The 12,687-nt window shown below is 71.5% G+C and carries 9 protein-coding genes and 1 pseudogene; 8 read left to right on the plus strand and 2 right to left on the minus strand.

Annotation, left to right across the window (positions count from 1 at the left end; all coding sequences use genetic code 11):
* The first annotated feature begins 132 nt into the window (after positions 1-132).
* A complete protein-coding gene (locus ABD810_RS22120; RefSeq protein WP_344943466.1) occupies positions 133-1,311 on the plus strand; it encodes a DUF6777 domain-containing protein in 1,179 nt (392 codons plus the stop codon).
* 204 nt (positions 1,312-1,515) lie between these two features.
* A complete protein-coding gene (gene kstD / locus ABD810_RS22125; RefSeq protein WP_344943468.1) occupies positions 1,516-3,351 on the plus strand; it encodes a 3-oxosteroid 1-dehydrogenase in 1,836 nt (611 codons plus the stop codon).
* Between the two features lie 61 nt (positions 3,352-3,412).
* On the opposite strand, the gene ABD810_RS22130 is transcribed toward kstD, so the two are convergent.
* Positions 3,413-5,128 (minus strand): IlvD/Edd family dehydratase, encoded by a 1,716-nt coding sequence (locus ABD810_RS22130; RefSeq protein WP_344943472.1) that lies wholly within the window; start codon positions 5,126-5,128, stop codon positions 3,413-3,415.
* Between the two features lie 181 nt (positions 5,129-5,309).
* Here ABD810_RS22130 and ABD810_RS22135 point away from each other — a divergent pair, with 181 nt between their 5' ends.
* The 5 genes and pseudogenes from ABD810_RS22135 to ABD810_RS22155 all read left to right on the plus strand — a co-directional run bounded on the left by ABD810_RS22135 (position 5,310) and on the right by ABD810_RS22155 (position 9,093).
* The gene (locus ABD810_RS22135) at positions 5,310-6,317 is read left to right on the plus strand and encodes a zinc-dependent alcohol dehydrogenase (protein ID WP_344943475.1); all 1,008 of its coding nucleotides are present in this window, start codon (positions 5,310-5,312) and stop codon (positions 6,315-6,317) included.
* Between the two features lie 120 nt (positions 6,318-6,437).
* Entirely contained in the window at positions 6,438-7,046 is a 609-nt protein-coding gene (locus ABD810_RS22140) for a TetR/AcrR family transcriptional regulator (protein ID WP_344943478.1), read from the plus strand.
* 166 nt (positions 7,047-7,212) lie between these two features.
* Positions 7,213-8,382 carry an acyl-CoA dehydrogenase family protein gene (locus ABD810_RS22145; protein ID WP_344943481.1) on the plus strand — a complete coding sequence of 390 codons (1,170 nt, stop codon included), beginning with the start codon at positions 7,213-7,215 and terminating at the stop codon, positions 8,380-8,382.
* Positions 8,383-8,384: 2 nt separating this feature from the next.
* Positions 8,385-8,870: pseudogene (locus ABD810_RS22150) on the plus strand (CoA-binding protein); the annotation flags it as partial.
* Positions 8,863-9,093, plus strand: coding sequence for a hypothetical protein (locus ABD810_RS22155; protein ID WP_344943592.1), 231 nt, complete (start codon positions 8,863-8,865; stop codon positions 9,091-9,093). The pseudogene ABD810_RS22150 and the gene ABD810_RS22155, both read left to right, overlap by 8 nt.
* 26 nt (positions 9,094-9,119) lie before the next feature.
* On the opposite strand, the gene ABD810_RS22160 is transcribed toward ABD810_RS22155, so the two are convergent.
* Entirely contained in the window at positions 9,120-11,567 is a 2,448-nt protein-coding gene (locus tag ABD810_RS22160) for a M14 family zinc carboxypeptidase (RefSeq protein WP_344943485.1), read from the minus strand.
* A gap of 287 nt (positions 11,568-11,854) precedes the next feature.
* Between ABD810_RS22160 and ABD810_RS22165 the strand changes: the two genes are divergently transcribed.
* A complete protein-coding gene (locus tag ABD810_RS22165) occupies positions 11,855-12,589 on the plus strand; it encodes a hypothetical protein (protein ID WP_344943488.1) in 735 nt (244 codons plus the stop codon).
* The last annotated feature ends 98 nt before the right edge of the window (positions 12,590-12,687 follow it).

Below are 12,687 nucleotides of genomic sequence, written 5' to 3' on the forward strand. Positions count from 1 at the left end.
TATCTGAGTACTGCGGCACTCATGCCTGATGGACCCGGCACAGTCATTGTCGGCCTCACGGCTCGCGGAGCCAACCGTCATCGAGCCGCCTCGAACCCTGCCTGCACCGGCAGGGCGGACCTGGGAGGTCACATGAGAGTAATCACGGCAGGTCGCGCCGGGTCCACGGCGGCGGTCACGGCGGGCCCGCCGGCCACAGGGCGGCGGACGCCCGGGCGGGCGGGCGTCGCGATGCTGGCCGTCGCCTGCCTGCTGGCGGCCCTGGCCGTCACCGGCTGCCGGCACGTGGCGGCGGGGAAGGTCCTGGCGGTGGCGGTCGACGTCCTCGGCCCCGACCCCTTCTCGGAGACGGCCTTCGGCCAGGACACGCGCTCGGTGGTGCCGAACCCCGTGGGGGGGACCCGAGCCGGTGACGTCGCCGGCCTGTATGGCGGCTCCCTGAACAAGAGGGCCTGCGACAAGTCCTCGCTGGTGAGGTTCCTCACCGCGGCCGGGAACCGGGCGAAGGCACGGGTGTGGGCGGAGGTGCTGGGCATCTCCGCCGACCACATCGCGGGGTATGTCAGGACGCTGACTCCGGTGCTGCTCCGGAACGACACCCTCGTGACCAACCACGGCTTCAAGAACGGCGCCAAGACCGTGTTCCAGGCTCTGCTGGAGGCCGGCGTCGCCGTCCTCGTGGACCGGCTCGGCCGGCCGGTCGTCAAGTGCAACTGCGGGAACCCTCTGGCGGACCCGATCGAGCGCCCGGACGACCTCACCCCGGACCTGATCTCCGACCCGCGGTGGAAGCCGAGATTCGAGGTGAGGAAGGTCACCGTCGTCAGGCGGAGCACGACCAAGCGCGTCCGCAGATTCCACCTCGCCGACATCGGCAGCGGCCGGGGCATCGGACGCCCCGCCGGCTCCGACGGTGGACGGGACCTCGCCCTGCCCGCCCCGCCGGTGCTCTCCTCCGTACCGGAGGAGCCCGCCGCGTCCCCGCCGCTGTCCGGTACCTGGCGTGCCTCCTCGTACTCCTCGTCGCTGATCCGGGTGGAGCCCGCGGGCCCTGGCACGTTCACCGGGGTGATCGCACGCGAGCTGAGGATCGGCGACGGCTGCGTGCTCGAGGAGGGCAGGAAGATCTGGAGCGTGGAGGGCACCGGTCCCCACTACGCGGGCTCCCTCGTCCCGGTGGCGGTCGAGGACTGCCGTGACCTCCCGGAGGTCCCGGTCACCTGGGAGCTGAAGGACGGGGACACCCTGGTCGTCTGCGTGACCCTCGACCGGCGACGATGCGAGACGTGGGTGAGGTCGCCTGAGGCCTGAGGCCTGAGGTCCGCCTGATGCCGCGAGCCGGTGATTGACAGCCCTGCCAACCAAGCGCATGCTTGTTGGCAGCGTGACGGGGGCCATGATCCCCCGAGCTCTTCCGCAGCAGCGCACCGGGCGCGAGGTGCCATCGCGGTTCTCTCTGCCGCTTCACCGAGGTCTCCGCCCCGCCACAGCGCACGCACGCCGAAGGGATCCACCATGGTCGTCCCGCAACCCCAGCCCTCCGCCCGGCCTTCCTCGCCCGCGACGGAAGGGGCCGCACCCGGTGCCACCCCCGGCGGGCACAGCCGCCGCGCCGTGCTGCGCGGCGCCGTCGTCGCCGGCGCGTTCCTTGTGACGAGTGGAGCGCTGGACCGCGCCGGCGTCCCCGCGCACGCCGAAGTCGAGTACGACGTCGTCGTGATCGGCGCGGGAGCCTCGGGGATGACCGCCGCGCTGACGGCGGCCAAGCGCGGGCTGCGGACCGTGGTCATCGAGAAGGCGCCCACGTTCGGCGGCTCGGCGGCGCGGTCGGGGGCGGGGATCTGGGTGCCGTGCAACGAGGTCATCCTGGCCGCCGGGGTGCCGGACACTCCGGCCAAGGCCGCCGCCTACCTCGCGCGCGTCGTCGGCGACGTGGTGCCCGCCCAACGGCAGGCGGCCTACCTCGCCAACGGCCCGGCGATGATCTCCTTCGTCATGAGGAACAGCCCGCTGCGGTTCCGGTGGATGGAGGGCTACTCCGACTACTATCCCGAGTTCCCCGGCGGGATGCCGGACGGCCGCTCCATCGAGCCGGACCAGCTCGATGGGAACATCCTCGGCGCGGAGCTCGCCCACCTGAACCCCTCCTACATCCCCACCCCGGACGGCCTGGTCGTGTTCAGCGCCGACTACAAGTGGCTCACCCTGAGCGCGGTCAACCCCAAGGGGCTCGCGGTCTCCGCCGCGTGCGTCCAGAGGGGCGTGGAGGCCGCGCTTCGTGGGGAGAAGCCCCTCACCATGGGCCAGGCGCTGGCCGGCGGGCTGCGCGCCGGGTTACTGTCGGCCGATGTGCCGGTCTGGCTGAACACCCCCTTCTCCGACCTGCGGGTGGAAGGGGGCCGCGTCACCGGTGTGGTGGTGACGCGAAACGGTCAGCAGACCCTGGTCAGGGCAAGGCGCGGGGTCATCGTCGGCTCCGGCGGCTTCGAGCACAGCGAGACCATGCGCAGGGAGTTCCAGCGGCAGCCCATCGGGACCGGCTGGACCGTGGGCGCCAAGGAGAACACCGGCGACGGGATCCAGGCGGGGGAGCGGGCCGGGGCCGCGCTCGACCTGATGGACGACGCCTGGTGGGGACCGGCGATCCCGCTGCCGGACCAGCCGTACTTCTGCCTGGCCGAGCGCACCCTGCCCGGATGCATCCTGGTCAACGGCGGCGGCAGGCGGTTCGTCAACGAAGGCGCGCCCTACAGCGACGTTGTGCACGTCATGTACGAGCGCGACAGCGCCACCTCGCCGCACATCCCGGCCTGGCTGATCACCGACCAGCAGTACCGCAACCGCTACCTGTTCAAGGACGTCGCCCCGCTCCTGCCGCTGCCCGAGGAGTGGTACCAGAGCGGCGCCGCCTTCAGGGCCGCGACACTCGACGAGCTGGCGCGGAAGATCGGCGTACCGGCCCAGGCCCTGCGCGCGACGGTGCTCAGGTTCAACGGCTTCGCCCTGACGGGCAGGGACCTGGACTTCCACCGGGGCGACAGCGTCTACGACCGCTACTACGCCGACCCCTACGTCAAGCCCAACCCCTGCCTGGCCGCGTTGTGGCTGCCGCCCTTCTACGCGTTCAAGATCGTCCCTGGTGACCTGGGCACCAAGGGCGGGATGCGCACGGATGCCCGGGCGCGCGTCCTGCGAGCGGACGGCACGGTCATCCCCGGCCTGTACGCGGCGGGCAACGCCAGCGGCGCCGTCATGGGACACAGCTACGCCGGGGCCGGTTCGACCCTCGGCCCCGCCATGACCTTCGGCTACGTGGCCGCCAACGACATCGCCGCCTCGCCCGGCGCCTGAGCCCCTCCGAACGCCACTCCGGCGCCTGGTGACCTCGGGCGGGCGCCGGAGTGGCAGGGGCTCAGTGCGATTCGCGGGCCACCTGGTGACCGCTCGACCCGAGCAGGAAGTCCAGGTCGGCCCCGGTGTCGGCCTGCATCACGTGGTCGACGTACAGCCGCTCCCAGCCTCGCGACGGGTTCGCGAACGCCTCGACGGCAGCGGTGGCGGGACTTCGCGTGGCGAGTTCGCCGGCGGGCAGGTCGACGTCCAGCCTGCGGGCCTCGACGTCGAGCACGATGGGATCGCCCGTGCGGACCAGCCCCAGGGGCCCGCCCGCCGCGGCCTCCGGCGAGACGTGCAGGACCACCGTCCCGTACGCCGTCCCGCTCATCCGGCCATCGCAGACGCGGACCATGTCCCTGACCCCGCGCGCGAGCAGCTTGGGGGGCAGCGGCAGGTTGGCCACCTCGGGCATCCCGGGGTAGCCGCGCGGACCGCACCCGCGCAGGACGAGCACGGAGGTCTCGTCGACATCGAGGTCCGGGTCGTTCAGCCGGGCCCGCGCGTCCTCCACGCTGTCGAACACCAAGGCCCTCCCGCGGTGCCGCAGCAGCTCGGGAGAGGCGGCGGCGGGCTTGATCACCGCACCGTGCGGTGCCAGGTTGCCGCGGAGCACGGCGATGCCGGCGTCGTGGAGCAGCGGCCTGTCACGGGGCCGGATCACCTCCTCGTCGAAGATCCGCGCGTCGCCGAGATGGGCGGTCAGCGGAGTGCCGTCCACCGTGACCGCCTCCGGGTCGAGCAGGTCGCGGACCTCGCGCAGGACCGCGAGCAGGCCCCCGGCCCGGTAGAGGTCGTCCATCAGGTGGCGGCCCGCGGGCAGCAGGTCCACCAGCAGCGGCACCCCGGACCCCGTCCTGTCGAAGTCGTCCAGGGAGAGGTCGACGCCGAGGCGGCCGGCGATCGCGAGCAGGTGCACCACGGCGTTCGTCGAGCCCCCGATCGCGGCCAGCGTGACGATGGCGTTCAGGAACGAGGCGCGCGTCATCACCTCGCTCGGACGCCGCCCTTCGGCGATCATGCCGACCGCGAGGCGCCCGGTCGCGTGGGACAGTTCGAGCAGCCTGCTGTCGGGGGCGGGGGTGCCGGCGATGCCGGGAAGCGACATGCCGAGGGCCTCGGCCAGCAGGCCCATGGTGGAGGCCGTGCCCATCGTGTTGCAGTGCCCCCTGCTGCGGATCATCGAGGACTCCGAGGCGGTGAACTCCCGCTGCGTGAGGGTGCCCGCCCGTACCTCCTCGCTGAGCCGCCACACATCGGTGCCGCATCCGAGCGGATGGCCTCTGAAGGTGCCGGTGAGCATGGGTCCGCCGGGCACGACGACGGCGGGCAGATCCACCGAAGCCGCGGCCATCAGCAGTGCGGGGATCGTCTTGTCGCAGCCGCCGAGCAGCACGACGCCGTCGATCGGGTTGGCCCGCAGCATCTCCTCGGTGGCCATGGCCGCCATGTTCCGCCACAACATCGCGGTCGGGCGCACCTGGGTCTCGCCGAGCGAGACCACGGGCAGGTTCAGCGGCACGCCTCCCGCTTCCCAGATCCCGTTCTCGACGCTCCGGGCGACCTCGTCCAGATGGGCATTGCAGGGGGTGAGCGCGGAGGCGGTGTTGGCGATCGCGACGTGCGGGCGCCCGTCGAAGGCGTGGCCCGGAAGCCCGCGGCGCATCCAGGCCCGATGGATGTAGGCGTTACGGTCGCCGCCGGCGTACCACTGCTGACTTCGCTGTCCACTCATGGGGCGATCTTCCCCTGATTGCAGCGTATGTCTACATTGTGGGGTAGCGAGAGTTTGTAGCGGCATGTGCCAGGGGTCGTCGTCGCATGGCCGGGCTCGTGCCGAGTGGAGGGGTTCGCATGCGCCTTGTCCCGGGTCGCTCAGGATCCGTGGTCCCCGTCGTGCCGGCGACGTGACGGCGATGCGGGCGCTCGTCCTGCGCGGGCCCCGCGTGGCCGGGGTGGAGGAGGTCCAGGCGCCGGCGCCGGGCGCGGGACAGGTCGTCGTGGACGTCCACCGCGCCGGGGTGTGCGGCACCGACGTCGAGCTGTTCACCGGGGACATGGCCTACTACGCGCAGGGCAAGGCGGCGTTCCCCCTGCGGCCCGGCCACGAGTGGTCCGGCGTCGTCTCGGCCGTGGGGGCCGGAGTCGGCGAGAGCCGCCTCGGCGAGCGCGTCACCGGAGAGACCATGCTGGGGTGCGGCGCGTGCGCGCGATGCCGTGCCGGCCACGGGCACGTGTGCTCCCACCGCCACGAGGTGGGCATCCTCGGCGGCTGGCCGGGCGCGCTGGCCGAGAAGGTATGCGTGCCCGCCGCGAGCCTGCACCGCCTGCCGGACTCGGTGGACGACCAGGCCGGCGCCCTCGTGGAGCCCGGAGGCAACGCCTGGCGCGCCGCGGCCGCCGCGGGCGCCGGCCCGGGATCTCGCGTGCTGGTCTGGGGACCGGGCACCATCGGCCTGCTGACCGCCGCCTTCGCGCGTGCGGCCGGCGCCGAGGTCCACGTCCTCGGGCTCGACCACCGCAACCGGGAGCTGGCGCGAAAGCTCGGGGCCGACCGGTTCTGGACGCGTGACGAGCCGCCCGACGTCACGTTCGACGCGATCGTGGACTGCACCGACGACCGGAGCATCCCGGCCGCCGCCCTCGACCTCGTCGAGCCGGCCGGGCGCGTCGTCCACATCGGCCTGTCCAGCGCGCCCAGCCTGATCGACACCCGCGAACTCGTGCTCAAGGAGGTCACCGCCGTCGGCCTCCTGGGCGGCTCCGCCGGCATGGGGCCCGCCATCGAGCACTACGCCGGAGGCCTGGTCGCGCCGGGCGTCCTGGTCGGGGCCACCGTCGGGCTGGACCAGGCGGCCGGCGTGCTGGCGGGCGAGTACGAGGGCGACCAGGGCACCAAGATCCACATCGACCCGCGCCTGTGACCTGGCCTGGTCCCGCGCCGTGCCGTCTGGGCGGGCCGGGTGACGGCCGCGTGCGGGGATGCCCGGCGTCTCCGATGTGCGATAGTTGACTGACCCGTCATCTCGCCGAGCAGGGGGATCATGCCGCGTCCGAGCGTCGAGGCGGAGCGCCGGGAGCAGATCCTGCTCGCGGCCTGCCAGGTGATGGCCGAGGTCGGCCTGCGAGCCCTGCGCGTCGGCGACGTCGCCAAACGGGCCGGCACCAGCCACGGCACGGTGCACTACTACTTCGCCACCAAACGTGACCTGGTCCACGCCGCGTTCGCGTTCAACTTCCAGCGCTCGCTCGACCGGCGCCGCCCGATCCTGGACGCGGCCGGCGACCCCCGCTCCCGGCTGCGCGCCTTCGTGGACTCCTACCTCCCCGGCGGCGACCCCGACACGGCGCTCGCGTGGCGGGTCTGGATCGAGCTGTGGAACGAGGCGCTGCGCGAGCCCGACCTGCAGGAGCTCAACGAGCGGGTGTACGGCGAATGGCGGCGGGTGGTCGCCGGCATCGTGCGCGACGGCCAGGACCGGGGGCAGTTCAGGGACGGGGACGCGGTCGAGACGGCCAACCTGCTCATCAGCATGATCGACGGCCTGGCCATCCAGGTCCTGCTCGGATCGCGCAACATGACCGCCGAGCGGATGCGCGCGAGCTGTGACACCTTCCTGCGCGGCCTGGAGGCCCGGCCTCCCGCAGCCTGACCATCCGGCCATGCCCGGTCCCGGTCCGTTGCGGCCTGCGGGATCGATGGCGCCGCATCTGGACGAGCGGCCATTGACAGCCTGCCACCGGACGCGCGAGAGTCTCGAAATAACTGACTCATCAGTTAATTTACATAGACGCCCGCGACCGATGAGGAGTACGGCCATGCCGCGTTCCGTCCGTGACGGACTGGACCTCAGCGTCGAGCAGCGAGACGCCGTCGCTCTCGCTCGCGAGTTCGCTCTCAAGGAGATCCGGCCGGTGGCCCGTGCCGTCGACGAGGCCGACCACGAGTTGCCCGCCGAGGTGTGGCGCAGGGCCGCCGAGACCGGGCTCACCTCCTTCATGCTTCCCGCCGAGTTCGGCGGCGGGGGGGTGACCGATCTGACCACGCAGTGTCTCGTGCAGGAGGAGCTGTGCCACGGCGACATCAGCATCGGCAACCTCGTCACCTCGAACGGGTTCTTCGCCACCCCGGTGGAGACCCTCGGCACCCCCGCCCAGCGCAGGCGCTGGCTGGAGCCGCTGTGCTCGTCGGAGCCGCCGCTGACCTCGCTGGCGGTCACCGAGCCCGGCGTCGGCTCCGACGCGGCGTCGCTGACCACCCGGGCGGTGCGCGACGGCGACGCCTACGTGCTGAACGGGCAGAAGTCCTGGATCTCCAACGCGCCGTTCGCCCAGTACTTCGTGGTCTTCGCCACCGTCGCTCCCGGCACACGTTCCAGGGGCGTCACCGCGTTCGTCGTGGAGCGGGACACTCCCGGGTTCACCATCGGCGCCGCGATGCCGAAGATGGGCCAGCGCGGCATCGGCTGCGCGGAGCTGTTCTTCCAGGACTGCCGCGTGCCCGCGGAGAACCGCCTGGGGGAGGAGGGGCAGGGCTTCTCGGGGCTGATGCGCACGTTCGACGCCTCGCGCATCCTCATCGGCGCCGCCTGCACCGGACTGGCCAGGGCGGCCCTGGACGCCGCGCTCTCGTACGCCCGGGAGCGCGAGCAGTTCGGCGTCAAGATCATCGAGCATCAGGCGGTGGCGTTCCGCCTCGCCGACATGGCGGCCAAGGTCGACGCCTCCCGCCTGCTGACCATGCGCGCCGCCCGGCTGTTCGACCTCGGCGAGCAGGTCACCGAGGAGGCGGCCATCGCCAAGCTGACCGCCTCGGAGAACGCCATGTGGTGCACCTGGGCGGCGGTCCAGACCCACGGCGGCTGGGGGTACTCCCGCGAGTACCTGGTCGAGAAGTGGATGCGCGACGCCAAGCTGGAGGAGATCGAGGAAGGCACCTCCGACATCCAGCGCATGATCATCTCGCGCTCCCTGGCGCGGAACGCATGACAATGCGCGTGTTCTCCGACCCGAGGTCCGTCGCCGTGGTCGGCGCGTCCGCCAGCCCCGCCAAATGGGGGTACTGGCTGGCGCGCGGCGCGCTGCGGGGCGCGCATCGGCGCGAGGTGCACCTGGTGAGCCGGTCCGGAGCCGTCGTCGACGGGGTGGCCAGCGTCCCCGGCCTGGGCGACCTCGCGGAACCGCCCGAGCTCGCGGTGCTGAGCGTGCCGTCGGCGTCGTTCGGCCGGGTCGTCGACGAGGCACTCGCCCTCGGCGTACGCGGTCTGCTGGCCATCACCGCCGGAGTGCGGGACCCCGGCCTGGCCGAGCGCGTGCGCGCTGCTGGGGCCCGGATGGTCGGGCCCAACTGCCTCGGCATCTACGACGCCGCCACGGACCTGGAACTCGCCTGGGGCGGATTCGTGCCCGGCTCGCTCGGCATCGTGTCACAGTCCGGGCAGCTCGGACTGGAGCTGGCCGGGTTGGCGCGTGAGGCCGGCATCGGCGTCTCGCGGTTCGTCTCGGTGGGCGACCAGGCCGACGTGTCGGCGCGGGACGGAACGGCCGGACATCGTCGAGTGCGAGGTCAACCCGCTGCGCGCGGGCGCGGACGGCGTGCTGGCCGTGGACGCGCTGGCGGTGGTCGCCCCCGTGGAGAACGAGCGGCTGGTGGCAGAGGTGTTCGCCCAGCCCGCGCGGCGGTGGCCGCCGGTCGAGTGACCGGCGGCCACCTGTTCACGTCCGGGTCACGGGGCCCTGCCCACCACCACCTTCTGGCTCCGGTAGTTGCCGCCGTGGCCGTCCGGGCGGTAGTTCCGCTCGACGTTTCCGGCGATGTCGACCGCGAACCAGTGCACGTCGGTGGTCCTGGTCACCGTGAGCTGCTGGGTCCCCTCACGCATCCCCGAGGAGGTGAGCTTGGGGGAGCTGAGCGTCGGGCGGCTGCCGTCCAGCGTGTAGTAGACGTTGGCCGGCTCGTCGATCTCGAAGGTGAACGTGGCCGAGGTGCCGGTACGCCCGGTGACCTTGAGCCTTGAGTCGGGGCGGTCCTTGTCGGCCGCGAACGCCCGGGCGACCTCCAGGATGGCGATCTGCCCGGTGGCGAACTCCATCGCCTCCTCGTGGCCCTCGGCGAAGGGCGGCTGGAACCCGACGGCCTCGAACTGCTTGGTCGTCTGGTTGTAGACGTCCGCGCCGACCTCGAAGTCCCACCCGATGATGCCGCGGCTGTACCAGTGCTCGTCGGCGCTGTTGCCGGCCGCCGAGTACAGCACGTCCGGGACCGGCCCGGTACGGCCCGGCCAGATGCCCGTGCCGCGCCACTCCTGCACGGAGGACAGGATGTGGCCGGAGGCGTCCCAGAAGAAGTTCTCCGTGCCGAAGTCGACCCGGGGCAGCAGCTCGCGTCCGGGGAGCTTGTACGCGCCGGGAGGCCACATGAAGTAGCCGCCGTAGGAGTGGGTGTTCATCGCGAACTTGATGTTCGGATAGCGGGTGGTGAGCCAGACCTCGTTGCGCGCTTCCGGCTCCGACAGCTCGGCCGGGCCGGCGAACGTGCCGCTGATGCAGTTCGTCGAGGCGCCGCTGTATCCGTCGAACAGCGACCCCACCGAGAAGTTGCGGTTCAGGTCCACGCCCCAGGAGTTACGCGTGGCCGGGTCGCCCGCGCTCGCCGCGCAGTGGTTGGTCATGTTCTTGCGCTGCATGTTGAAGTCGTACATCGAGTAGTGTCCGCCGTCGGGGTTCACCGACGGCAGGACGAAGATGTCCAGGTCGTCGACCAGCTTCCGCGTGCGCGGGTCGTGGGCGTAGTTCCGCAGCAGCCGTTCGGCCGCCTCCACGCAGACCAGCGGGGTCACCCACTCGCGGGCGTGCTCCTGGCAGTAGAGGAACACCCCGAGCTTGGAGCCGTCCCGCTTCTTCCCGATGCGCAGCGCCTTCATCTGGAACGGCTCACGGGCGATGGACGGCGGCGCGTTCAGGTTGTCGGCCAGCTTCGTCGCCTCGGCCGCCGCCACGACGCCGCCACCGGCGTTGCCTCGGTAGGTGCTGGCGGTGAGCAGCGCCGACGCCGCCGCGTCGGCGTTGAGCGCGTCCACCACCTGGCGGGCGGTACTGCCGATGGCGGCCGATCCGTCGGTGGCCAGGGTCACCACGACGTTCTCGCCGGTGACGGATACGGCGAGCGCGCTGGAGGCCGCGTCCGGCTTCACCAGGGCCACGCTGATGTCGTTGCCGCCCTGCGAGCCGTAGGCCTTGGAGGTGACGTATAAGGTGCTCGCCGCGTCGGTGCCGAACTGCGCCTGGGCGGCCCGGCGGTAGCCGTTGGTCTTGTACGGCAGGTCGACGATCTGCGCGAGCTTCGGGAACTGTGAGGCGAGGGCGGTGATACGGCCGGTGGTCTCGGTCGGGTCCATGTAGTGGTCGACGAAGTCCGCGACGTAGTGCCTGCTCGGGGGCTTGCGCCTCTCGCCCAGCCACTTGGTCACCGGAACCGTGACGGTGCCGCCGCGGCTGCTCGTGATCGTGACCCTGGAGGGCGTCGCGGCGACGGACAGCGGCGCGTTGAACCGGTGGTACATGTACTGGCCCGCGTCGGTGAACCGCGACATCGTCGCCGTGCCACCGGAGCCGGGGGCGGTCCCCCGGCCGCTGTCCCAGCTGGCGGTGAGCACGGTCTCCGCGTCGGTGGCGCTCGACTTCACCTCCACCGAGAGGAAGCGCTGATCGTCAAGGCTGGTGAACCACTCGGCGCGCAGCGGGGTCAGCGTGTCGACCTCCGACGCCGCCTCGTCCGCGGACTTGATGGCGGACTGCCGGTCGGCCTCGTTCGCGGCGAGATCCGACGGGTCGGAGATGGCGCCGCGCACGTCGAATCCCCGGGCGCGGAGGTCCTCGGCCTCCTTGGGGCTCAGTACGGCGTGCACCTCGATGCCGTTGTCGAGAGGCTTCTTGTATTCGGCCAGGTCGACGCCCAGGGAGTTGAGCCGGTCCACCGCGGCCTCGTCGGGGACGACGATGCGCAGCAGGGAGACCCCGTCCTTCGCGGTGCTGGACTGGCGGTCGGGCGTGACGGAGCTGGGAGAGGGCGGCGGCGCGGCCAGGACCGGGAGCGCGCTGAAGGTGAGGGCGAGGGGTAACACGAGCCCGGCCGCGAGGCGGCCGGCTCGTCTGCCGGCGAGAGAGCTCCTCATGAGGGTTTCCTCCAGTTGGCATGCTGCCCGGTGAGGGAGTCGTCCCGGGCGTGAGCACGCAAGTGGAGAGGAGTCTTGGCCAAGTAAAGATCTTCGTCAAGGCCCAAAAGAGACATACATCGCGATCAGTTATCGATAGCCATGTTGATATGAAATTTCCGGTCATACCGCTCACAGCGTTGCTGCCAAGGTGGGCGGCGTTCACGTCGTTCCTGGGCTATTGACCCGGACGCCCGCGTCGTTCGAGGGTGGCAGTGACACGGGGATGGATGTCGACGGGGTGACGGGTGGACATGTACCAGGAAAGGCTCGTGTTACGCGAGCCGTACCGGCTGGTGAGGTTATGGGGACGGGTGGCGCTGCTGGCGGTGTTGCTCTGGGGTGGTCTGATCACGGCGCTGAGCATGAACCCGCAGGCCCGCCCGATCGAGGACTTCCGGGCGTCGCTGCGGGGAGGTGAGGTGGCCTACGTCCTCCACTCGGAAGGCCGGGCCCTGTCCGACCTCCGCTGGTCCACGGCGCCGTTGTTCTGGTACCGGTTGGAGACGTACCAGTACGACGCCGGAGGGGCGGAGGGGGCGTACGACCGTGACGACCTGGCCGCCGATCTCGGCGCCGTGAAGGCACGACCGATCGTCGCGGAGATCTCGAGTGGCTCCAAGGGCGGCCAGCCGATTCCCTACTGGCCGTTCCACGTCCCTGTCTTCCCCGGGGGATGGCTGGTCGGGGCCGCGTGGGTGATCACGCTCCTCATCATGCTGAGCACGGCACGGCCCCGTCTGGGCAATCGGTGGGCGTGGTTCTGGCTGTTCACATATGGGCAGGCCGGAGCCGTCCTGTTCCTCATGTCCGAGCCCCGGCCTCTCTGGCGGGGGCTCGACCCCGAGGTCCCGGTCGTATCCCGGATGGGGGGACGCCAGGGCTGCCTCGTCTCCATCGGGCTCGGGCTCGTCTCCATCCTCGCCGTCCTGGCGGTCTCCTTGCTGGCCCACGCGCTGATCACAGTCGCGACGGGCGGCTGACGACCTGTCCGCACGAGCCGGCCGCCAGGCCCTGCCGGGAATTGTCGGTCGGGGGCGCTATCAATGGCCGGGTGCGAGTACCGCCTGAGTGGATGAGC

It is taken from the genome of Sphaerisporangium flaviroseum (assembly GCF_039537005.1).
Classification (GTDB): domain Bacteria; phylum Actinomycetota; class Actinomycetes; order Streptosporangiales; family Streptosporangiaceae; genus Sphaerisporangium; species Sphaerisporangium flaviroseum.